We start from the raw sequence: 22,642 nt of genomic DNA on the forward strand, positions 1-22,642 counted from the left end.
GCGCTTATTCGGGGATTTCGGTTTCTGCGGTCTGGCGCTCGCCTGCGGTGCGATAGTCGCGGTACCAGTCCTGCTTTTCAAGTAACGGCAGAATTTCTTCGCGGAACCAGTTGGCGAAGGGCTGCAACTCCGGGTATTTGTCACAGACTTCCAGAGTGTAACGGATCACCAGGGGCAGGTCTGGCAGGTAGCCGTGCTTTCCATCCCGCAGGTACAGGCGCGGGAACAGGCCAAGAACCTTGAAGTGGCGCTGCAGGCCGATCCAGTCGAACCAGCGCAGGAAGGTTTCTGCAGGAACTTCGGGAATGACGCCCGCATCCATGGCAGAGGACGCGTACGCCAGTGCCCAGTTTTCCACCTGGTCCTGCGGCCAGCGGATATAGCAGTCGCGCAACAACGAGGCGAGATCGTATGTGACCGGGCCCCATACGGCATCCTGGAAATCCACTACGCCGGGGCGTTCGCCGTCACGAATCATCAGGTTGCGGCTGTGATAGTCGCGGTGCACCAGCACCTGGGGCTGGGCACTGGCGCTGTCCAGCAAATGCGCAAAGGTCCGCTCCAGCAGCTGGGTCTCGTCATCACTGAGCTCCCGCTGTAGCAACTTGCCGATCAGCCACTCCGGAAGCAGGCGCATTTCCATATGTAGCAGCTCCCGATCATAGGGCGGGAACATACCCTCGGGGCGGTTGATCTGCTGAAGGCACAGCAGCTCGTTCATGACTTCCGCGTAGAGGCCAGAAACACTGTCCGCGTTGAGTTCACGCAGAAGCTGGGTGTCGCCGAGGTCTTCCAGCAGCATGAACCCCTGCTCGATATCCGCCGCGATCACCAGCGGGGTGTGGATACCGTTGCGACGCAGGTAGTCGGCCAGGGCAACGAATCGCTTGGGGTTGGTTTTGCTCGGCGGCGAATCCACCGCGATCAGCGTCGGGCTGGTATCGGTGCGGAAATAACGGCGAAAACCGGCATCACCAGACAGGGGCAGCAGGTTCAGGCTGCTCTCCAGCGGCGGCACCTGCAGCTCTTCATTTCCCGTATGCAGGGCGCGGGCGGCCCATAAGCGCAGCTGTTCGCGGCGCGCGTCCGGGACCTGGGTTACACATTCATTCATCCGCCACCTGCATACATCCGCACGTTTATGGCGGGCTTGAGGGCCCGCCCGGCACTCCGGCCGCCTAAAAAGTGCGCATTGTAACTGCGCAGGCGGCGCGGATCACCCGCTATTGTTTCCATGGGTACGGCCATTCAAGTAGAATCGACCGCTGATTTTTGCGCGCCAGCCCTGCCGGCACGGTCACGTTTTGCGGACTTCGCCGCAGATTCGGTCACACTGGCTGGAGATAGCCCCAAAACCCGGGCTGCGCAATGCGATCTGATCGCGCAATCTCGCCAACGGAACAGACTCTAAAGATAGCTGGAACCATTCACTCGATGCTGGAAGCTTCCCGCTGGCGCCGCCTTGCGCTGGCTATTGGACAATTATCACGCCCGCGCTCTCTCGCTTTTGGCTTGCTCGCTGCCCAACCACTGTGGTTTACGGCAGCTGCCGTGGCGGAAACCGCCGTGCCCCAGGCCACGCCGCACACCGACGGCTCAGTATCGGAAAACCCCTACCTGTACCTGGACTGGTTCCCCAAAGCCCAGCTGGATCCGGCTTTCCGCCACAGCCTCGCTCCCGTATGCGGCGGCGCGTTCATCGAGCCGCAGCGGCTGTACCCCAACGCGAACCTGTTACCGGAAGATGCGCCGCTACGCGCCACAGCTGACAGCTCCAACTGGCTGGAAGACGGCACCGCTCAATTGCGCGGCAATGTGCACATCACCCAGGGCTATCGCCAGCTGTTCGCCGACCAGGTGGACGTGAACCGCGAAGAAAGCACCGCGTACCTCAGCGGCGCCATCGAGATGCGCGAGCCGAGCCTGCTGGTGCGCGGCAAGGCCGCCGAAGTACATACCGACAGCAAAGCGGCCTCCATCGAAGACGCCACCTATGTCGTCCACAACGAGTTCGTACACGGATCCGCACGCTTCGCTTCCCGTGAGGCCAGCGGGGAGCTGATTCTGACCGAAGGCAGCTACACCCGCTGTGAACCGGACGACGTTTTCTGGCGAATGAGCGGTGGAGAGATCGCCATCGACAATGTGGAGCGCCAGGGCACCGCGCGCAATGTGCGCCTTGAGATTGCCGACATCCCGGTGTTCTATTTTCCGTATCTGCGCTTTCCCGTCGGGGATGAGCGCATGTCCGGCCTGCTTTTTCCCAGCATCAGCAACAGCGATGAAAACGGCTGGGATATTGCCATCCCGTATTACTGGAACATCGCGCCACAGCTGGACGCCACCATCGTGCCGCGCTATGTGCAGTACCGCGGCACGGGCCTGGAGCTGGAAACCCGCTACCTGAGCCCGTGGTTCAATACCGAAGCGCGTGTGGCAGGCCTGCCCAACGACAAAGGCGGCGACGATGAAGATGCCCGCCGCCTGATCAACGAGGGCTTCCCCGAGGATCTGGTACTACCTGCCAAGGGCGAGAACCGCTGGTACCTCAACCTGGATCAGCTGGGTGGCAACGGCGGCGCCTGGCGCACCCGTATCGACTATTCAAAGGTCAGCGATCCGGACTACTTCCGCGATCTGGACAACGCGGAGCTGAAGGTTCCGCAAAACGTCAGCGCACGCGCCCTGACCAACCTGAACCAGACGGCGGAAGCGAGCCTCACCAGCGACCACTGGCGGGGCAGTATTCGCGCCCAGGAATACCAGCAGCTGGTGAAGGACCGTTTCGACACCTACAGCCAGCTGCCCCGTTTCAACCTCAATGGCAATTACAAGTGGGGCAACTGGCATCTGCTGATGGATCACGAGCTTACCAGCTTCGATCACACTGACACCCAGACCATCCGCTTTATCGCCGATGTAGACGACCCCGACAGCGAAACCACCCTCACGCGTAACTTCGTCAACGCGAATCGCGCGCGGATAGACTACAGCTTTGGCTGGGACCAGCAGTGGCTGTGGGGGTTTTTCAACCCGGAAATCAAGGGAATCTATCTGGGTTACGAACTGGCGGACACCTTCCTGGCCGACTCGGCCATGGACTCGCCGGAGACCTCCGCCGGGCAGCTCACCATCGACAGCGGCCTGTTTTTCGAGCGCAGTGATAGCCTGTTCGACTATGAGTACATTCAGACGCTGGAACCGCGACTGTTCCTGATGGCCAGCAGCGAAGCGGACCAGACCGACTTCCTCAACGTGAGCAACAGCCCAGGCGACGGCGGCAACGACCTGCTCTACGATACCTCGCTGTTTACCTTCAGCTACGACCAGCTGTTCCGCGACAGCCGCTTCAACGGCAATGACCGCATTGACGACGCCGATCGCGCCGCCTTCGGTCTCACCACACGCTTTGTGGATCCGCGCAGTGGCCGCGACCTGTTCTCCGCCAGCGCGGGGCAGATTTTCTATTCCGAGGCCAGCCGCATCGAGCTCGCCGCGTTTATCGAGGATGTACCGCGCTCCGAGTTTGCCGCGCGCCTGGAGAGCCGGCCCAGCGACTCCCTGCGCATCAGCAGTGAAGTGATCTATCACGACACCGACAATACAATTAACCGTGGCAACGTTACCCTGCGCTATCTGGATGACGATTTCCGCCTGTTTAATGTCGGGTATCGCTACCTGCGCAAGGAAGAGATTTACGACGCCACTGACTCCTACCTGGTGCAGGGCCCGGTGCGGCAGGCGGATGTTTCCGCCGTATGGCCGGTCAATGACCGGCTTTCCATCCTTGCCCGGGCCAACTACGATTTCACCTTCGACAGGGAACTGGAATATCTCGCCGGACTCGAATATGACACCTGCTGCTATCGCACCCGGGTGTTGTGGCGGCGCGAGCTGGATAACGACCTGGCGGATGTGGTGCCCCCGGAAGAGCTGGAGTTCGACGAAGGTATCTATATTGAACTGCAACTCAAGGGCCTTGCCGGCCTCGGCGGTTCGGTTACCCGTATGCTGAGCCAGGGCATTGCCAACTTTGAACAGAGAGAAGTACTGAAACAGTGATGACAATAATGCAGATGTTCACCCCTTTTCGCCGCGGACTGCTGGCCTGTGCCGCCCTGTGCGCCCTTTGCGCCACCGCCCTGCCCGCCACTGCCCAGGTACAGAAACTCGACCGGGTCGTCGCCGTTGTCGACGACGACGTGGTGATGGCCAGTGAGCTTCAGCAGCGCCTGAACACCATTACCCAGCAGATTGCCGCGCAGAAAGTGCAGGCACCGCCGATTGAGATCCTGCGCCGGCAGGTACTGGAACAGCTGATTGTCGAGCGCCTGCAGTTGCAGATGGGCTCTCGCGCCGGCGTCACCATTTCTGAAGAGGAGCTGGACCAGGCCATCGCCCGGGTGCAGCAGAACATGGGCGCATCGCCGGAAGAATTCCAGCGCAAGCTGGAGGCCGATGGCATATCCAACAACGCGTTCCGCCAGCAGATCCGTCAGGAGCTGATCATCCGCCGGGTCGAGCAGGGCAGTGTCGGCCGCCGTATCCAGATCACCGACCAGGACATCAACAACTTCCTGCGCTCCAAAGAGGGCGAGTTCTGGAAGTCACCGCAGTACCAGCTGGGCCACATCCTCATCCCGGTCAGTTCCAGTGCCCCCGCCGAAGAAGTGACCCAGGCCCGCGCCAAGGCCGAGTCCATATACGAAAAGTCCAAAGCCGGGGAAGACTTCCGCGCCCTGGCGATCTCCAACTCCGCCGGCCAGAACGCGCTGCAGGGCGGCGACCTGGGCTGGCGTAAGACCGTAGAGCTGCCCACGCTGTTTGCCGATGCCCTGGAAGGCCTGAGTGTAGGCGATACCACCAAGCCATTCCGCAGCGATGCGGGTTTCCACCTGCTCAAGATTCACGAACAGCGCGGCGCCACCGAGCAGGTTGTGGAGCAGACCAAGGTGCGTCACATCCTGGTCAAGACCTCTGCCATCCGCGATGACGACGCGGCCTACAAGCTGTTGATGGATCTGCGTGAAAAAATAGGCGCCGGCGATCTCAAGTTTGAAGACGCCGCCAGGGATAACTCGGAAGACATCGGCACCATGCTGCAGGGCGGCGATCTGGGCTGGTCCAATCCCGGCCAGTTTGTGCCCGAGTTCACCCAGGCCATGAACAACACCCCGGTGGGCGAAATCAGCATGCCGTTCCGCAGCCAGTTCGGCTGGCACATTCTGCAGGTGGAAGGCCGCCGCCAGCAGGACATGACCGACCAGTACATCCGCAACCAGGCTGCCAACCTTCTGCGTAATCGCCGCTACGAAGAAGAGCTGCAAAACTGGCGTCAGGAAATTCGCGACCAGGCGTATGTGGAAATCAAGCTACCGGAACTGAAGGAGCCTTCCGAAGCTGCTGAAGGGGAAAGCGAGGGCGACAGCCAGTAAACGGATGACCCCAAGGATTGCCTTCACGCCCGGCGAGCCCGCCGGAATAGGCCCGGAGCTGGCGGTAAAACTCGCCTGCTCCGGGCGCTCCCCCGATATCGCGCGGGCGCAAATCGTAGCCATCGCCGACCCCGACCTGTTACAGCAGGAGGCGGCGCGTCAGGGTAAAACCCTGCAGCTTCTCCCTTTCGACCCCAGCCAACCCGCCGAGGCTTCCCCTGAAGGCGCCCTCCACTGTCTGCCGGTCCCCCTCGCGGAGCCCGCCGTCCCCGGCCGTCTCAATACCGCCAATGGCCCCTATGTGCTGGAGACCCTGCAACGCGCTGCCGATGGCTGCAAAAATCGCACTTTCGATGCGGTGGTGACTGGACCGGTGCACAAAGGGGTGATCAACGAAGCCGGCGTGCCGTTCAGTGGACATACCGAGTTTTTCGCAGAACAGGCCGGGGTTGAAAAAGTGGTGATGATGCTCGCTGCGGATGACCTGCGGGTGGCACTGGCCACCACACATATTCCGCTGAAAGATGTGAGTGACGCCATTACTGCAGATTCCCTGCAGCAGGTGCTGACGATTCTGCACCGCACCCTGCAGCAGCAATTCCGCATCGAACAACCCCGCATCGGTGTATGCGGCCTCAATCCCCACGCGGGGGAAGGCGGCCACCTGGGGCGGGAGGAAATCGACGTGATCGAGCCCACCCTGAACACCCTGCGCGCGCTTGGACTCGATCTGATCGGCCCCCTGCCCGCCGACACCCTGTTTACTCCGCCACAACTTGCGCGTTGTGACGCGGTACTGGCCATGTACCACGATCAGGGCCTGCCGGTGTTAAAATTCAAGGGATTCGGGCGCGCCATCAATATCACACTGGGGTTACCGTTTATCCGCACCTCTGTGGATCACGGCACCGCACTCAATATTGCAGGCAGCGGGGTTGCCGACACCGGCAGCCTCAACGCCGCACTGAGCCAGGCCATTGAGCTGGCCCAACTGCGCACCATTTAGCGACGTTACGGCGCGCTGCAACCTCTTACCCATACGAATACATTCATGGACAACTTTTTCCAACACAAAGCGCGCAAACGTTTCGGGCAAAATTTTCTCGTCGATGAGAACATCATCGAGCGCATCGTGCGCGCCATCGGCCCGAAAGAAACCGACAAGCTGGTGGAGATCGGCCCCGGCCAGGGCGCCATTACCGCACTACTGCTGGATAAGTGCCCATCCCTTACCGCGGTGGAACTGGACCGGGACCTGATTCCGATGCTCGAGTTTAAATTCCGTGAATATCCAGATTTCACCATCATCGAAAAGGATGCGCTGAAATTCGATTTTGGCAGCCTCGCCGAAGGCGATGGCGAACAGCTACGTATCGTGGGCAACCTGCCCTACAACATCTCCACCCCCCTGCTGTTCCACCTGTTGAGCTTTCGCGGCAAGATCCAGGACATGCATTTCATGCTGCAGAAGGAAGTGGTTGACCGCCTGAGTGCGGTTCCGGGAGTCAAAGCATTTGGGCGCCTGAGTGTCATGGCCCAGTACCACTGCCGTGTGCAGGGCCTGTTTCCGGTACCTCCGCAGTCATTCCGCCCGGCACCGAAAGTGGATTCCGCCATTGTGCGCCTGGTACCCCACCAGACCCTGCCCCACCCGGCAGAAAACGAAGCATTGTTGGAACGTATTGTCAGTGTCGCCTTCCAGCAGCGTCGCAAGACCCTGCGCAATGCACTGAAACCCCTGTTTCCCGAACTCGATCCGGAGCAGCTGCCGGTAGACACCAGCCGTCGCCCGGAAACCCTGGGCGTCAAGGAATACGTGGAGCTGGCAAACTACTGCAACCAGTTACCTGCTCCCGAAGCACCGAAACAATAAGCGGGAAAATCTTTTGGCCACCTACGCAATCGGCGATATTCAGGGCTGCCTGGAACCATTACAAAGACTGCTGAAAAAAGTCCACTTCAACCCGGACAAGGACAAACTGTGGCTGGCCGGCGACATGGTTCACCGCGGCCCGGACAGCCTCGGTACCCTGCGTTTTCTCTACGAGCACCGCAGCCAGATTACTGCCGTGCTGGGCAACCACGACCTGCACCTGCTGGCCATTGCCCACGGCGCCAAGCGCCTGACCGACAAGGAACATGACCTCGCCGAAGTCCTGCGGGCAAAAGATGCGGATATATTGCTCGGCTGGCTGCAGAAGCAGCCGCTGATGGTGCACAAAAAAGTGGAGGACAAATACTTCTCCATGGTGCACGCCGGCATTCCACCCATGTGGAGCATGAGCAAGGCATTGGAGCTTGCGGGCGAAGTCCATCGGGCCCTGCAGGACCCGGCCATGGCCGAAGCCTTTTTCTTTGGCATGTACGGCAATGAACCGCATCTGTGGAGCGATCACCTAATCGGCGTGGAGCGCCTGCGCTCTATCACCAACTACTTCACCCGCATGCGCTTCTGCAAGGAAGACGGCACCCTGGACCTCATCACCAAGCAGGGACCCTTGGCCGCGCACCACGATTACCAACCCTGGTTCAGCTACCGCCACCGTAAAACAAAAAGCGACCGCATCATTTTCGGGCACTGGGCGGCACTGGAAGGGGAAGCGAACACCAAGAAAGTGTATGCGCTGGATACTGGCTGTGTGTGGGGCGGCTATCTCACTGCCATGCGGCTGGAGGACGAGAGCTTTTTCTGTGCGGACTGTGCGCCCTAGGACCTATCCCGCCCTCTGACCGAAAATCAGGCTGTTCGGGAATGGAGCGCAGCTGGTAGCCCGTAGAACCCCTCCTGGTCTCCTCTAAAGTGCTTTCCAACTGTCGACCTCCAGATTTCCATCGCCTTTCGGCCAGCCTCAACCCCATCACCCCCGGTTACTTTTTCCTCCGCCCCCTCAGGGTGGGATGCTGTCTGTCGTCGCCTGACCTCTAATCAAGTCTCCGTTTTTGTACATGTATTCAGCCACCCGTCGGTTTTGAGGGGGGCACATGTAGCGATGGTGCGTCAGCTTGCGGCGAATATCGAAAACGCAGGCCGACATACATTCATAATAGAAACAATAAGGTCTTAGAGCATGCAAGCTTCCTCTCGCGCGAGCGGGCACACCCGTCGCGTCCGTCATATTCACTCAGCCTCACTGCTGGCGATGGCAATTGTCGCCTCAACCCATAGTGCCGCCCAGACAGCAAACTCTGAACTTTCGATGGTGAACATTCCCGGCACCATCCAGACTGCAATCGGTTGTGCTGGAGACTGGGACCCCGCATGCGAGGTGTCGCAACTGACCTACGATGCCAGCGATGATCTCTGGCAGGGCGCCTACACCCTGCCGGCTGGCGACTACGAATACAAGGTTGCAATCGACGGTGGCTGGGATGAGAACTACGGCGCCTATGCTGACGCAAATGGCGGCAACATTCCGCTGAACATCGCCGCTGAGCGCGAAGTGAAGTTCATCTATGACCACGAAACCAACTGGATTGCCGACAACGTAAGGCACAGTATTGTCACCGCAGCCGGTGACTTCCAGAGCGAACTGGGCTGCCCCGGCGACTGGCAGCCAGACTGTCTGCAGACCTGGCTGCAGGATGTCGACGGTGATGGTGTCTACACCTTTATCACCGACGCACTGCCGGCGGGCGACTATCAGATGAAAGCGGCACTCAACGAGGGCTGGGACGAAAGCTACGGTGACAGCAGCGGTAACAATATTGCGTTTACCGCAGAGGCGGGCAAGGAAATTTATTTCGCCTTCGACAGCAACACAAAGAGCGTTGTGGTCAGCACCGACGGTGTTCCGCGTGGTGACCTGACCACAGACAAAGCACACTGGGTGGACGCATCCACCATCGTGTGGCCGGTTTCCCTGCCGGAAGGCGGCAGCGCCAGACTGGTCGCCAGCGACAGCGCCGCGCTTACCCTGGGGCCAGACGGCGTTGCCGGTGATACACAGGTTGTGCTGGCGCACAATGCGAGCGGCCTGCCTGAAAGTGTCAGCGCCAAATTCCCGCATCTCGCGAATGCCACCGCCTTTACCGTGCCGAACAGCGCCGACATCGCGGCACTGCTAAAGGGCCAGCTGGCAGTCGCTATTTTTGATGCGGAAGGCAACATTGTGGATGCCACCGGTGTACAGACTCCGGGAGTACTCGATGCGGTATTCGCATACGACGGTACGCTCGGTGCGACAGTGGGTGAAAACTCAATCGACTTTGCCCTGTGGGCGCCCACCGCAAAATCGGTCAAGGTCCACCTGTTCGACAGCGGTGACCAGTCAGAGCCGACGACGCATATTGAAATGACGTCCAGTAACGGCGTGTGGACCGCGTCCACGAGCATCGACTGGGACCGCAAGTTTTATATGTATGAGGTAGAGGTCTATTCCTACGCGACCCGCAAGGTCGAGACTAACTGGGTAACCGATCCGTACTCCCTGAGCCTTTCCACCAACTCCAGCAAGAGTCAGATCGTCAACCTGAACGACGCAGACCTTAAGCCGGAAGGCTGGGATTCGGTGATGAAACCATCGCTGTCTGCAGCGGAAGATATCTCGGTCTACGAACTGCATGTGCGCGACTTCAGTATCAAGGATGACACGGTCAGCGAGACGGCCCGTGGAACCTTCGCAGCCTTTGCCGAAGGCGGGCGCGGCAGCCTGCACCTGGCGGAGCTGGCGGCTGCCGGTCTCACCCATGTGCACCTGCTTCCGGCGTTCGACTTTGCCACCGTCAATGAAGACCGCTCCGCACTGAAAACCACCGGCGATCTCAGCGTTTATGCCGCAGACAGCACAGAGCAACAGGCCGCCGTCAATGCGATTCGCGATGAGGATGGTTTCAACTGGGGTTACGACCCGCTGCATTTCACCGTGCCGGAAGGTAGCTATTCCACCGACCCGGAAGGTGTGCAGCGCATCATTGAGTTTCGCGAAATGGTGCAGTCGCTGAGCGATATGGGCCTGCGGGTAGTGATGGACGTGGTGTACAACCACACCAGTTCTTTCGCCCAGTATGACAACTCGATCCTCGACAAAATTGTCCCCGGTTACTACCACCGCCGCAATGGTGAGGGATACGTGGAGATGAGCAGCTGTTGTGCCAACACCGCGAGCGAACACACCATGATGGAAAAGCTGATGCGCGATTCCATGAAGACCTGGGCCACCGCCTACAAGGTCGATGGTTTCCGCTTTGACCTCATGGGCCACCACAGCAAGGAGAACATCCTGAACGTGGCCGCCGATATGGAAGCACTCACCACGGAAACCGATGGCGTGGACGGTTCAGCCATCTACCTGTATGGCGAGGGCTGGAACTTTGGTGAAGTGGTCGACGACGCACGCTTTGTGCAGGCACGACAGGCGAATATGGCTGGCACTGGCGTGGGTACCTTTAACGACCGCATGCGCGACTCGGTGCGTGGCGGCAACCCGTTTGGGGGCTTCGAGGAACAGGGCTTTGGTACCGGCCTGTTTACCGACAGCAACGGCAAGTTCGGCGGTGACGATGAGCGCGCCACCCTGCTGACCCTCGCCGACAAGGTGCGAGTGACACTCGCTGGCAACCTCGCAGACTATGTCCTGGAAACATCGAACGGCACCGAGCTGACCGGCGCGGAGCTGATTTACAACGGCCAGCCCACCGGCTACACCGCCGATCCGCAGGAGTCCATCAACTACGTTGCCGCCCACGACAACGAAACCCTGTTTGACGGCATCCAGATCAAAGCCAACAGCACTACCAGCCTGGCTGATCGCGTGCGCCTGCAGAACTTCAGTAACTCGCTGGTAATGCTCGCGCAAGGTGTACCCTTCATCCATGCCGGGCAGGAAATCCTGCGCTCCAAGTCCATGGACCGCGACAGCTACAACTCTGGTGACTGGTTCAACGCCATCGACTTCTCCCTTGCTACCGACAACTGGGCCGCCGGCCTGCCGATCGCGGACAAGAACGAAGACAAGTGGGGCCTGATGGGACCGCTGTTGGCGGACCCGGCTATTGCGCCACAGCAGTCGGATCGGGAGTTTGCCCTGGCGGTGTTCAAGGACTGGCTGCAGATTCGCAACAGTAGCGGCCTGTTCCGCCTGCCCACCAAAGAGGCGGTGCAGTCGGTGGTGTCCTTCGCCAATACCGGCCCCGAGCAGATCCCCGGCCTGATCGCCATGCATCTGAACGATGCCACTGGCGATTTTGACGAGGAGACGTCGCAGATCCTGGTGCTGTTCAATGGCGGCGCCGAGGCTCAGGAGTTCACTCTGGCGTCTGCGGCGGAACTGCCGTTTGCCCTGCATCCTGTGCAGCAGGAATCGGCCGACGCAGCCCTGGCAGACGCTTCCGTGGAGGCCGGCGTGTTCACCGTGCCGGCACGCACCACCGCCGTGTTTACGCTCGCCCGTGCAGATGACACATCGATCATTGTCGACGAGGAAGAGGAAAACGAGCAGCAGGAGGATAATGACCAGGGGTCAGGCAACGGCTCCAGGGGCGGTGCCACCGGGTTCGCGCTGCTGGCCCTGCTGGCTGCGGCCCTGTTGCGTCGACGCCGCGTCTAAACGGTAAAAACCCAAGGCAATAAAAAACCCGGCATTTTTGCCGGGTTTTTTATTGATCGCTACTTATACCCTTGCGGATTCTGCGACTGCCAGCGCCAGGTGTCTGTCACCATCCGCTTCAGGTCCAGCTCGGTCTTCCAGCCGAGCTCCTGCTCGGCGTAGGAGGGATCGGCATAGCATTCGGCAATATCACCGGGGCGTCGCGGCACGATTTTGTAGGGAATCTCCCTGTCCGCAACCTCGGCAAAAGCGCGCACGATTTCCAGTACCGAACTGCCGCGGCCGGTACCCAGGTTGTAGGTGTAGCAGCCCGCGTCTGTAGCGTCTTTCTGCAGTTTATTCAGCGCCGCCAGGTGGCCGCGGGCCAGATCGACCACATGGATGTAATCGCGCACGCCGGTGCCGTCGGGGGTAGCGTAGTCGTCGCCGAACACCTGCAGCTGGGGCAGGCGCCCTACCGCCACCTGAGCCACATACGGCAGCAGGTTGTTGGGGATACCGGCCGGGTCCTCACCGATGGTGCCGCTCTCGTGAGCACCGATGGGATTGAAGTAGCGCAGCAGGCTCACCTTCCACTGGCTGCCCGGCGCCTTGCACAGGTCACGCAGCATGTCTTCCACGATCAGCTTGCTGGCGCCGTAGGGGTTGGTGGCACCGGTGGGGAAGTTTTCGCGAATGGGCACTGTCTCCGGGTCGCCGTACACGGTGGCCGAGGAACTGAAAATCAGCTGGTGTACACCAAACTCCTCCATCACCTGACACAGGGTCAGGGTGCCGGCAACATTGTTCTGGTAATAACGCAGGGGAATGGAAACGGATTCGCCTACCGCCTTGAGACCGGCGAAGTGGATCACTGCAGAAACCGGGTACTGACGAAAAACCTCCCGCAATGCATCCGCATCCTGGATATCCACCTGATGGAAGGGCACGGTCTTGCCAGTGATGGCCTCGACCCGACGTAGCGCTTCCTCACTGCTGTTGCACAGGTTGTCCACCACCACCGGTTCCAATCCGGCCTCCAGTAGCTCAACACAGGTGTGGCTGCCGATATAGCCGGCGCCCCCGGTTACCAGAACTTTCATAATTTTCCTGTTTTGTTGGATTTTCTGTCGCTTTCTGCCGAGATCACCGCGCCAGGCGCAGCGATCATCGCCCAACCGGGCGCACCATGGCTTTGAGGGACGCATTTTACGCCGTAAACGGGCTTCGCAAAACTGACACCCTTTTCAACCTATCTTGAACCTATCTTCCATTGAAGCCCGTAGCGCTGACTATCCTGAAAGTGCGGGACCTGATACCAGGCCCCCTGTTGCGACAGCAGCATCGTCGCGCAATCAATAGGTAATAAAGATAGCGATCTCGCGCGTCAGCGCTCTTCAGCATTCGTTGCGAGATGTATTCGCGGTCATCACACGCTGCAGCGCAGTAGGCACTCCAAGGCAGGAGGTCGATTACTGACGCGGTACGCTACAGGGAGTCGTACACCATGTCGATATTCAATCACTACCTGGAACGCTACGAGTCGATTCAGGAGGAAGAACTCACCATCCAGGAATACCTGGAGCTGTGCAAAAACGACCGCAGCGCCTATGCCTCTCCGGCCGAGCGCATGCTGATGGCCATCGGCGAGGCCGAGCTGGTGGACACCTCCCGCGACCCCCGACTCTCGCGTATCTTTTCCAACAAGGTCATCAAGCGCTACAAGGCGTTCAACGAATTCTATGGAATGGAAGAGGCCATCGAACAAATCGTCTCTTTCTTCCGCCATGCAGCCCAGGGACTGGAAGAGAAGAAGCAGATCCTGTATCTGCTCGGCCCGGTGGGCGGTGGCAAGTCCTCACTGGCGGAGCGCCTCAAGGCATTGATGGAACAGGTGCCCATCTATACGATCAAGGGTTCACCGGTGTTCGAGTCCCCACTCGCGCTCTTCTCACCCAGCGAAGACGGGCAGATTCTGGAAGAGGACTACGGCATTCCACGCCGCTATGTGAATACCATCATGTCGCCCTGGGCGGTGAAACGCCTGCATGAATACAACGGTGATATCACCAAGTTCAAGGTGGTAAAAATCCGCCCGTCGATCCTCGATCAAACGGCGATCGCCAAGACCGAGCCCGGCGATGAAAACAACCAGGACATTTCGTCGCTGGTGGGCAAGGTGGATATCCGCAAGCTCGAGGACTTCCCGCAAAATGACCCGGACGCCTACAGCTTCTCCGGTAGCCTGTGCCGTTCCAACCAGGGCCTGATGGAGTTTGTGGAAATGTTCAAGGCACCGATCAAGGTGCTGCATCCACTGCTGACCGCCACCCAGGAAGGTAATTACAACAGTACCGAAGGGCTCGGCGCGATTCCGTTCAATGGCGTAATTCTGGCGCACTCCAACGAATCCGAGTGGCAGTCTTTCCGCAACAACCGCAACAACGAGGCCTTCCTCGACCGCATCTATATCGTCAAGGTGCCCTACTGCCTGCGGGTGAAAGAAGAGATCAAAATCTACGACAAACTGCTCGAGCACAGCTCCCTGTCCAAGGCCCCCTGCGCACCCGACACCCTGCGTATGCTGGCGCAGTTCTCGGTGCTGTCCCGGATCAAGAACCCGGAAAATTCCAGTATATTTTCCAAGATGCGGGTGTACGACGGTGAAAACCTGAAAGACACCGACCCGAAAGCGAAAACCATCCAGGAATACCGCGACAATGCCGGTGTGGACGAGGGAATGAACGGCCTGTCTACCCGCTTCGCGTTCAAGATCCTGTCCAAGGTATTCAACTTCGACGCCACGGAGGTGGCTGCCAACCCGGTGCACCTGCTCTATGTACTCGAGCAGCAGATCGAACAGCAACAATTCCCGCCAGAACAGCAGGAGAACTACCTCGGGTTTATCAAGGAATACCTGGCCCCGCGCTATGTGGAGTTTATCGGCAAGGAAATCCAGACCGCCTACCTGGAATCCTACGCGGAGTATGGCCAGAACCTGTTCGATCGCTATGTGACCTACGCAGATTTCTGGATTCAGGATCAGGAATATCGCGACCCGGAAACAGGCGAGATTCTCGACCGCGCGGCACTGAACGAAGAGCTGGAAAAAACCGAGAAGCCAGCCGGCATCTCCAACCCGAAAGATTTCCGCAACGAGATCGTCAACTTTGTACTGCGTGCACGTGCCGGCAACCAAGGTAAAAATCCGGACTGGCGGTCCTATGAAAAGCTGCGTTCGGTAATCGAGAAGAAGATGTTCTCCAATACCGAGGACCTGCTACCGGTCATCTCATTCAATACCAAGGCTTCTGCGGACGACAAGAAAAAGCACGCCGACTTTGTGGCGCGCATGGTCGAGCGCGGTTACACAGAAAAGCAGGTACGACTGCTTTCCGAGTGGTATTTGCGGGTGCGCAAGTCGCAGTAAGCACTGATGAGTTTTGTGCCTTGAAGTCTCACGGTGGCGGCGCTGCCCCAGCAGCAGCACTGCCACCGAGCTCCCCCAGGAGCCTCGTGGCACTGCAGCGCACCGCAACATAAGGCAGTAAAGCAATGAGCTATATCATCGACCGCCGCCTGAACGGCAAGAAAAAAAGCACCGTCAATCGACAGCGTTTTTTGCGGCGCTACAAGTCTCATATCAAAAAAGCCGTCGGCGAAGCCATGAATAGCCGATCCATCACCGATATGGGTAACGGCGAAAAAATCAGTATTCCCACCCGTGATCTCAATGAACCCATTTTCTCCAATGGCCGTGGCGGACATATGGAGCAGGTGCTGCCCGGCAACAAAGAGTTTGTCACCGGCGATCGTATTCCCCGCCCCGGGCAGGGCCAGGGCCAGGGCAGCGGAGGAAGTGGCGCCAGTGATAGCGGCGAGGGTATGGACGAGTTCGTCTTCCAGATTTCCCAGGAAGAGTTTCTCGATTTCATGTTCGAAGGCCTTGAGTTGCCGAACATGGTCAAGCGCAAACTCGCCGGCAACGATTCCTTCCAGGTGGTTCGCGCCGGTATATGCAACGAGGGCACCCCGGGGCGACTGAACGTGGTGCGCTCGATGCGCGCTGCCAATGCCCGCCGTATTGCACTCAGCGGCGGCAAGCGCCGCAACCTCAAGTTACTCGAGCAGGAACTGGAACAGGAAGAAAGCAAGGATCCGGCGCTGCGCGACCAGCGCAAGGTTGAACAGTTACGGCTGGAGATGGAAGACCTGAGAAGCAGGATCAAGCGCATCCCATTTCTCGACGACTTCGACCTCAAATACAACCTGCTGGTGAAACAGCCCCGGCCCAGTTCCAAAGCGGTAATGTTTTGCCTGATGGACGTATCGGGCTCGATGAACCAGGCCACCAAGGATATGGCCAAGCGGTTTTTCCTGCTGCTGTACCTGTTCCTTCAGCGCAGTTACGAATACACCGAGGTCGTGTTTATCCGTCACCACACCAGTGCCAAAGAGGTGGACGAACAGGAATTTTTCTACTCTCGCGAGACCGGTGGCACCATTGTATCCAGTGCACTCAAAATGATGCGCGACATCATGCGTGAGCGGTATCCGGCCAGCGAGTGGAACATCTACGGTGCCCAGGCGTCCGATGGGGACAACTGGAACGACGACTCCAGCACCTGCCACAAGATTCTGATCGACGACATCATGCCCCACGTGCAGTACTACTCCTATGTGGAAATCACACCCAGAGACCACCAGGCCCTTTGGGACGAATACCGGAGTGTGGAACAAGTGTTCCCAGAACACTTTGCCATGGAGCAGATCATCGATGTAGGGGATATCTATCCGGTATTCCGCCAATTATTCACCCAGAAGGTTGCCGCCTGATGCTAGATACAGCGATCAATAAAAAGCAGCCCATCTCGACCACTTCCGAGTGGACTTTCGAGCTCATTCAGGAATACGACCGGGAAATCGCGCTGCTGGCCAAGGAATTTGGCCTCGACACTTATCCCAACCAGATAGAAGTTATCAGTTCCGAACAGATGATGGACGCCTACTCCTCGGTAGGCATGCCAGTGGGTTACAACCACTGGTCCTTCGGCAAACAGTTCATCAGCGTGGAGAACAATTACCAGCGCGGGCGCATGGGGCTGGCGTACGAGATTGTGATCAACTCCAATCCCTGTATTGCCTATCTTATGGAAGAGAACACCATGACCATGCAGGCGCTGGTCATCGCCCACGCCAGTTACGGTCACAACTCCTTCTTCAAGGGCAACTACCTGTTCCGCACCTGGACGGATGCCAGCAGCATCATCGACTACCTGCTGTTTGCAAAAAACTATATTGCGCGCTGTGAAGAACGCCATGGCGTGGATGAGGTGGAAGCGCTGCTGGATAGCTGCCATGCACTGATGAACTACGGCGTGGACCGCTACAAACGCCCCTACCCCATCTCGGCCCATGAGGAGGAGCGACGCCAGAAGGAACGCGAGGAGTACCGCCAGCGCCAGCTGAATGACCTGTGGCGAACAATCCCGAAAATGGATGGGGCCGAGGAGCATGAACGTCCGCACCGCTTCCCTGAGGAGCCGCAGGAAAACATTCTTTATTTTGTCGAGAAAAATGCACCGCTACTGGAGAACTGGCAGCGTGAACTGGTGCGTATTGTGCGCAAGCTTGCGCAATATTTTTATCCGCAGCGCCAGACTCAGGTGATGAATGAGGGCTGGGCCACGTTCTGGCACTACACCCTGCTCAACGAGTTGCATGCGCGGGGCAAAGTAACCGATGGCTTTATGCTGGAATTTCTGCAAAGCCACACCAGCGTCATCTACCAGCCCCCCTACGACAGCCCGTATTACAACGGCATTAATCCCTACGCGCTGGGCTTCAGTATTTTTACCGACCTGCGCCGGATCTGTGAAAACCCCACGGAAGAAGACCGGGCCTGGTTTCCGGATATCGCCGGCAGCAACTGGAAAGAAACCCTTCAATTCGCGATGCGCGATTTCAAGGATGAGAGCTTTATCCTGCAGTTTCTTTCGCCCAAGGTGATGCGGGATATGAAACTGTTCTGTATTTCCGATGATGACCGGGAAAAGGAAATTGAAGTGGGCGCCATCCACAATGAGGATGGCTACCGGGAGCTTCGCGCCAAGCTGGCCGGGCAGTACAACCTGGGGAACCGCGAGCCAAACATCCAGGTATATTCAGTAGATACCCGTGGCGACCGCTCCATCACCCTGCACCACACCCAGCACCAGCGCAGGCCACTGGGTAAAGACACGAGCGAGGTACTGCGGCATCTGCACCGTCTGTGGGGATTCGACGTGCACCTGCACAGCCTCAATGGCGACGAAATTACTGCAGATTTTCACTGCCCTGAACTCGGCAGGGACCGACCGGACGAAGAGGAATCAATGCTAGTGCCCAAGCCGATCTGACGATCGGCGGGCTTGGCGTATTCTTACAGGGCCCGACGAAGCACCGACGGACACTCAAGCCGGCCCCACCACTTCAGCGGCAGGTACTACCAGCCAATGCCTGATCAGGCATCCAGCAACAGGTTGATTCGACCCACGAGCTCGTTGCGATCGCAACTGGCGGCAACTACGGCATCGGCTCCGGCATCCAGCCAGTGTTGCTGATTGCTGTCACCATTCGGTGCGATTACCAGCACGCTCAATGAAGAGAATTCACTGCGGCAACGAATCATATCCAGCACCTGAAATCCGTTAACGCCATCCAGGTTCGTATCCAGAACCAGCATTGCGGGTTTGCTGGTTGCCAGCAGGGCGCCAGCGGTGAAACTGTCACCAGCGATCTCCACTTCTACACCCGCTTGCTGCAGCAACTGACGGCTTGCGGCCAGCTCCGGAGAGTCAGCCACCAGCAACACCTTGCGCGTCGCGCTACCCAGCTCAGCAGGTACCGGCATGGCGTTGTCACGCAGGAAGCCAACAAAGTCTTCCACGCAGATACGGTGGTCGCCGCGACCCGGCAGTTTGTAAGCTTTCAACTGGCCGCGCTCAATCCAGCGGATTACGGTACGGAAATTCACTCCACAGTACCGGGCAGCTTCCCCGGTAGTGAGTACATGCACTTCACTCATTTTATTACTATCCCCCACGAATCGCGCATTTAATTATTAATTATGCTGAATTAAACCAAATAAGCAGGCGTTAATTCTATGCCTATATAGGTTTAACGAACCAACGGGGACATCCCTCAATAAAAGTTTGATAGTTATGGTTGACAGTTAAGGCAGGTAAAATAGAATAGGCAGCATGTTCGCCTAGTTTATTAAAACATCGGCAACAAACGCTATCTCCCCTTAATTTGTAGCCTTTTGTAACAACCTACAGAAGCATCGGGGAACCTTGCGATTACGAGCTTGTTGGGATTCTCTCTTCACGAATACCCTAAGACCCTGGGCCCCCTTGTATTTTCGGGGCCTTTTTTTTATCTTCCAGCCTCCTCAATTTCCTACTATTTACCTGACCAAACGCCGCTTTTGGCGAAGTCGTGCTCAGGTTCAGCAGCATTTATGGCCACTTCCGCCCTCTTATTTCTCGCCGCCGCGACCAGATTCAGTCGGGGAGCCGGACAGTGAAGTGCTATCTGGTTGGCGGCGCGGTACGCGACCTGCTGCTGCAACGCCCAATACACGAACGCGACTGGGTGGTGGTCGGCGCCACGGAATCCGACATGCTCGCGCAGGGCTTTCGCCCGGTAGGCAAGGATTTCCCTGTCTTCCTGCACCCGGATAGTGGCGAGGAGTACGCCCTCGCCCGCACAGAGCGAAAAAGCGGCCACGGCTATGGTGGTTTCACCGTCTACGCCAGCCCCGAAGTCACCCTCGAGCAGGACCTGCAGCGCCGAGACCTCACCGTCAACGCCATGGCACAGACCCAAGACGGCCAGATCGTCGACCCTTATGGCGGCCGTGCAGACCTGGAAGCCCGCAAATTGCGCCACGTATCCCCGGCATTCAGCGAAGACCCATTGCGCATATTGCGCGTAGCACGCTTCGCCGCACGCTACGCGCCGCTCGGCTTTACCGTCGCCGATGAAACCATGACGCTGATGCGAGGTATGGTGGATGCAGGAGAGGTCGAACACCTGGTGCCCGAACGCGTGTGGAAGGAGGTAAGCAGGGCACTGACCGAGCCCCGGCCCGATGTTTTCATCCACGTGCTAAGGGATTGCGGTGCGCTGAAGGTCCTGCTGCCGGAAGTTGATTGCCTGTTTGGTGTCCCGCAGCCAGCACTCCACCACCCGGAAATCGATACCGGTGACCATATCCTGCGCGCCCTGCGCGAGGCCCCGGCAGACCTGCCAGTGCGATTTGCGGTACTGGTGCACGACCTCGGCAAGGGCATCACTCCGGACAGTGTACTGCCCAGTCACCGGGGCCATGAGGGCGCCGGGCTTCCACTGGTAAAAGACGTGTGCAAGCGCCTGCGGGTGCCCAACCCCATCACTGCATTGTCCCTCGGGGTATGTGAATACCACCTGCACTGCCACAAAGCCTTCGAGCTGCGCCCGCAGACCCTCCTCAAGATGCTGCGCGCCCTCGACGCCCTGCGGCGCCCCGAGCGCTTTGCACAGTTCCTGGCGAGCTGCGAGGCGGATGCGCGCGGCCGCAAAGGACTGGAGGACCGCGACTATCCACAGGCGGACTACCTTCGCGCAGCCCGTGAAGCGGCGGCCAATGTGGACCCACAGGCGCTGATCGCGCAGGGATATGAAGGCGCCGAGCTGGGCAAGGCCCTGGACCGGGCGCGCCTGAAAGTCGTCGCCGACCTCAAAAAATCTTATAGCGCACCGGGCCAGCAATAGCGCACCCGCCGGCTCACTCCAAAACCCCAACCACGATTACCGGGAACACGCCATGGCCACCGCCCTGATTACCGGCGCCGCCGCCCGCCTCGGGCGCGCCATTGCCGAAGAGTTACACCGAGACCACCAGGTTGTCATTCACTACCGCCGTTCCGCGGAAGCCGCGCAGACCCTCGCCGCGAACCTCAACGCCAGGCGCCCGGGCTCCGCCGCGACTGTGCAGAGCGACCTGGGCAGTGCCACCGATTGCGACAACCTGGCCAGCGCCGCCCTCGCCTGTTTTGGCGAGCTGAGCGTACTGGTAAATAACGCGTCCGCGTTTTACCCCACCCCCATTGGCGAGGCCGACGAACAGCAATGGGATGAGCTGATGGGCAGCAATCTCAAGGCCCCGTTTTTTCTCAGCCAGGCACTGGCACCCGCACTTGCCGAGCAGCGCGGTTGCATCGTCAACCTCGCGGATATTCACGCGGAAAAACCCATGCCGACACACACCGTGTACTGTGCCGCAAAGGCCGGCCTGGCGATGCTAACCAAAAGCCTCGCTCGCGAACTGGCTCCGCAGGTGCGGGTAAATGGCGTGGCGCCCGGAGCGATTCTGTGGCCAGAACAGGAGAGTGAAGGCTATAACAAGGAGCAGATACTCGCGCGCATCCCCATGCAACGCAGTGGTGACCCATCGGACATTGCCCGCACGGTGCGCTTTCTGGCAGTGGACGCTCCTTATATCACCGGCCAGATCATCGCCGTGGATGGGGGCCGCAGCCTCAATATCTGAACATTCGACCATAGAGTGAGCAAAAGCCAGTGAGCGAAAAACAGTTTATTTCCGCCCAGTCCCTGCTGGAGGACTCGTTTACTCTGGCCATGAAAGTGGTCGAGAGCGGATTTCGCCCGGACTACATCGTCGGCGTCTGGCGCGGCGGCGCCCCCATTGGTATTGCCGTACAGGAGATGTTCGATTTCCTCGGCTTTCACGCCGACCACATCGCCATCCGCACCTCTTCCTATACCGGTGTCGATCAGCGCAGCAAGGAAGTGATCGTGCACGGACTGACCTACCTGATTAAACGGGTGGAGTCCGATCAGAAAATGCTGATCGTGGACGATGTCTACGATACCGGACTCAGCATCCAGCAGGCGATCAGCGACTTACGCAAGGCCTGCAAGAAAAACACACCGGAAATTCGCATCGCCTGCCCCTACTTCAAGCCGGGCCGTAATTGCACCGAATTCGAGCCGGACTATTACCTGCACAAAACGGATGAATGGCTGGTTTTCCCGCACGAATTGAAGGGGCTGACGGAAGAAGAGATCCTGGAAAACAAGCCGGAGCTGCGCCGTCACCAGGAACTGTTGAAGAAGGTCAAAAAAACGCAGTAATGATCAAGGGGCGACACTCACATCGCACCACACAGGCAGACTCAGCCCACTTGCCCCTCGGACTCGTCAGCCTCACTGACAAAAAGCACATCGCGCACACTCAGGGGGCCGCCAGCGGCGCCGCGTACCGCCAACGGCGCTATGGGCAACCCGGAACCGCGCTCCACCAGCTGCATGGAATCCTTTTTGCCATTCCAGCGCTCACTCCACTGGCGCAGAGCCACCACCACGGTGAACAGGTCCCGCCCCTTCTCGGTAAGACGATACTCGTAGCGAGTGCCATGCTCCCCCACGTTTACCCGGGTCATCACCCCGTTTTCCACCAGGCGGGACAGACGGTCACACAGAATGTTCTTGGCGATCCCGAGACCATTCTGAAAGTCCACAAAGCGGCGGGTACCCAGCATCGCCTGCTTGATCACCAGCAGGGACCACCAGTCACCAACTTCATTCAGCGCGCAGGCCACCGAGCAGCCGATATCGTCAAAGCGTTTACGTGTCATA

Annotated in this window: 16 protein-coding genes; 12 read left to right on the forward strand and 4 right to left on the reverse strand. The window is 58.8% G+C overall.

Annotation, left to right across the window (positions count from 1 at the left end; genetic code table 11):
* Positions 1-4: 4 nt before the first annotated feature.
* Positions 5-1,114: an aminoglycoside phosphotransferase family protein gene (locus GTQ55_RS16065; protein WP_161859636.1), complete on the reverse strand. Its 1,110-nt coding sequence runs from the start codon at positions 1,112-1,114 to the stop codon at positions 5-7.
* 320 nt (positions 1,115-1,434) lie between these two features.
* Between GTQ55_RS16065 and GTQ55_RS16070 the strand changes: the two genes are divergently transcribed.
* The 6 genes from GTQ55_RS16070 (at position 1,435) to pulA (ending at position 11,980) form a co-directional block, all read left to right on the forward strand.
* On the forward strand, positions 1,435-4,062 hold the full coding sequence (locus GTQ55_RS16070; RefSeq protein ID WP_161859637.1) for an LPS-assembly protein LptD: 2,628 nt from the start codon (positions 1,435-1,437) through the stop codon (positions 4,060-4,062).
* Positions 4,062-5,435 (forward strand): peptidylprolyl isomerase, encoded by a 1,374-nt coding sequence (locus GTQ55_RS16075; protein WP_161859638.1) that lies wholly within the window; start codon positions 4,062-4,064, stop codon positions 5,433-5,435. The genes GTQ55_RS16070 and GTQ55_RS16075 overlap by 1 nt, the downstream gene beginning before the upstream one ends.
* A gap of 4 nt (positions 5,436-5,439) precedes the next feature.
* Positions 5,440-6,441, forward strand: a complete 1,002-nt coding sequence (pdxA, locus tag GTQ55_RS16080; RefSeq protein ID WP_161859639.1) for a 4-hydroxythreonine-4-phosphate dehydrogenase PdxA — start codon at positions 5,440-5,442, stop codon at positions 6,439-6,441.
* 45 nt (positions 6,442-6,486) lie between these two features.
* Complete coding sequence (gene rsmA / locus GTQ55_RS16085) at positions 6,487-7,308, forward strand: 16S rRNA (adenine(1518)-N(6)/adenine(1519)-N(6))-dimethyltransferase RsmA (protein WP_161859640.1); 822 nt, start codon at positions 6,487-6,489, stop codon at positions 7,306-7,308.
* Between the two features lie 13 nt (positions 7,309-7,321).
* The gene (locus GTQ55_RS16090) at positions 7,322-8,146 is read left to right on the forward strand and encodes a symmetrical bis(5'-nucleosyl)-tetraphosphatase (RefSeq protein ID WP_161859641.1); all 825 of its coding nucleotides are present in this window, start codon (positions 7,322-7,324) and stop codon (positions 8,144-8,146) included.
* A 357-nt stretch (positions 8,147-8,503) separates the two neighbouring features.
* Positions 8,504-11,980 (forward strand): pullulanase-type alpha-1,6-glucosidase, encoded by a 3,477-nt coding sequence (pulA, locus tag GTQ55_RS16095; protein WP_237567729.1) that lies wholly within the window; start codon positions 8,504-8,506, stop codon positions 11,978-11,980.
* A gap of 59 nt (positions 11,981-12,039) precedes the next feature.
* Here the strand turns inward: pulA and galE are convergent, their stop codons facing one another.
* Entirely contained in the window at positions 12,040-13,062 is a 1,023-nt protein-coding gene (galE, locus tag GTQ55_RS16100; protein WP_161859642.1) for a UDP-glucose 4-epimerase GalE, read from the reverse strand.
* Positions 13,063-13,466: 404 nt separating this feature from the next.
* On the opposite strand from galE, the gene GTQ55_RS16105 reads away from it, so the two are divergent.
* The 3 genes from GTQ55_RS16105 to GTQ55_RS16115 all read left to right on the forward strand — a co-directional run bounded on the left by GTQ55_RS16105 (position 13,467) and on the right by GTQ55_RS16115 (position 18,357).
* On the forward strand, positions 13,467-15,389 hold the full coding sequence (locus GTQ55_RS16105; protein ID WP_161859643.1) for a PrkA family serine protein kinase: 1,923 nt from the start codon (positions 13,467-13,469) through the stop codon (positions 15,387-15,389).
* Between the two features lie 125 nt (positions 15,390-15,514).
* The gene (locus GTQ55_RS16110; protein WP_161859644.1) at positions 15,515-16,795 is read left to right on the forward strand and encodes a YeaH/YhbH family protein; all 1,281 of its coding nucleotides are present in this window, start codon (positions 15,515-15,517) and stop codon (positions 16,793-16,795) included.
* Complete coding sequence (locus GTQ55_RS16115) at positions 16,795-18,357, forward strand: SpoVR family protein (protein ID WP_161859645.1); 1,563 nt, start codon at positions 16,795-16,797, stop codon at positions 18,355-18,357. The genes GTQ55_RS16110 and GTQ55_RS16115 overlap by 1 nt, the downstream gene beginning before the upstream one ends.
* 104 nt (positions 18,358-18,461) lie before the next feature.
* Here GTQ55_RS16115 and GTQ55_RS16120 read toward each other — a convergent pair whose 3' ends face one another.
* Positions 18,462-19,025, reverse strand: coding sequence for a response regulator (locus GTQ55_RS16120; protein ID WP_161859646.1), 564 nt, complete (start codon positions 19,023-19,025; stop codon positions 18,462-18,464).
* A gap of 497 nt (positions 19,026-19,522) precedes the next feature.
* On the opposite strand from GTQ55_RS16120, the gene GTQ55_RS16125 reads away from it, so the two are divergent.
* The 3 genes from GTQ55_RS16125 to GTQ55_RS16135 are packed head-to-tail and all read left to right on the forward strand — an operon-like array spanning position 19,523 to position 22,138.
* Positions 19,523-20,755, forward strand: a complete 1,233-nt coding sequence (locus GTQ55_RS16125) for a multifunctional CCA addition/repair protein (RefSeq protein WP_161859647.1) — start codon at positions 19,523-19,525, stop codon at positions 20,753-20,755.
* A 52-nt stretch (positions 20,756-20,807) separates the two neighbouring features.
* Positions 20,808-21,533, forward strand: a complete 726-nt coding sequence (locus GTQ55_RS16130; RefSeq protein ID WP_161859648.1) for a pteridine reductase — start codon at positions 20,808-20,810, stop codon at positions 21,531-21,533.
* Positions 21,534-21,562: 29 nt separating this feature from the next.
* Positions 21,563-22,138: a phosphoribosyltransferase gene (locus GTQ55_RS16135; protein ID WP_237567730.1), complete on the forward strand. Its 576-nt coding sequence runs from the start codon at positions 21,563-21,565 to the stop codon at positions 22,136-22,138.
* A 41-nt stretch (positions 22,139-22,179) separates the two neighbouring features.
* Here GTQ55_RS16135 and GTQ55_RS16140 read toward each other — a convergent pair whose 3' ends face one another.
* On the reverse strand, positions 22,180-22,641 hold the full coding sequence (locus GTQ55_RS16140; RefSeq protein ID WP_161859649.1) for a winged helix-turn-helix transcriptional regulator: 462 nt from the start codon (positions 22,639-22,641) through the stop codon (positions 22,180-22,182).
* Position 22,642 lies beyond the last annotated feature (1 nt).

Source organism: Microbulbifer hydrolyticus, from assembly GCF_009931115.1.
Taxonomy (GTDB): domain Bacteria; phylum Pseudomonadota; class Gammaproteobacteria; order Pseudomonadales; family Cellvibrionaceae; genus Microbulbifer; species Microbulbifer hydrolyticus.

Coding starts and splice junctions, on each gene's coding strand:
- GTQ55_RS16065 (WP_161859636.1), bottom strand. CDS start 1,114: ATGAATGAATGTGTAACCCAGGTCCCGGACGCGCGCCGCGAACAGCTG.
- GTQ55_RS16070 (WP_161859637.1), top strand. CDS start 1,435: ATGCTGGAAGCTTCCCGCTGGCGCCGCCTTGCGCTGGCTATTGGACAA.
- GTQ55_RS16075 (WP_161859638.1), top strand. CDS start 4,062: ATGACAATAATGCAGATGTTCACCCCTTTTCGCCGCGGACTGCTGGCC.
- pdxA (WP_161859639.1), top strand. CDS start 5,440: ATGACCCCAAGGATTGCCTTCACGCCCGGCGAGCCCGCCGGAATAGGC.
- rsmA (WP_161859640.1), top strand. CDS start 6,487: ATGGACAACTTTTTCCAACACAAAGCGCGCAAACGTTTCGGGCAAAAT.
- pulA (WP_237567729.1), top strand. CDS start 8,504: ATGCAAGCTTCCTCTCGCGCGAGCGGGCACACCCGTCGCGTCCGTCAT.
- galE (WP_161859642.1), bottom strand. CDS start 13,062: ATGAAAGTTCTGGTAACCGGGGGCGCCGGCTATATCGGCAGCCACACC.
- GTQ55_RS16105 (WP_161859643.1), top strand. CDS start 13,467: ATGTCGATATTCAATCACTACCTGGAACGCTACGAGTCGATTCAGGAG.
- GTQ55_RS16110 (WP_161859644.1), top strand. CDS start 15,515: ATGAGCTATATCATCGACCGCCGCCTGAACGGCAAGAAAAAAAGCACC.
- GTQ55_RS16115 (WP_161859645.1), top strand. CDS start 16,795: ATGCTAGATACAGCGATCAATAAAAAGCAGCCCATCTCGACCACTTCC.
- GTQ55_RS16120 (WP_161859646.1), bottom strand. CDS start 19,025: ATGAGTGAAGTGCATGTACTCACTACCGGGGAAGCTGCCCGGTACTGT.
- GTQ55_RS16130 (WP_161859648.1), top strand. CDS start 20,808: ATGGCCACCGCCCTGATTACCGGCGCCGCCGCCCGCCTCGGGCGCGCC.
- GTQ55_RS16140 (WP_161859649.1), bottom strand. CDS start 22,641: ATGACACGTAAACGCTTTGACGATATCGGCTGCTCGGTGGCCTGCGCG.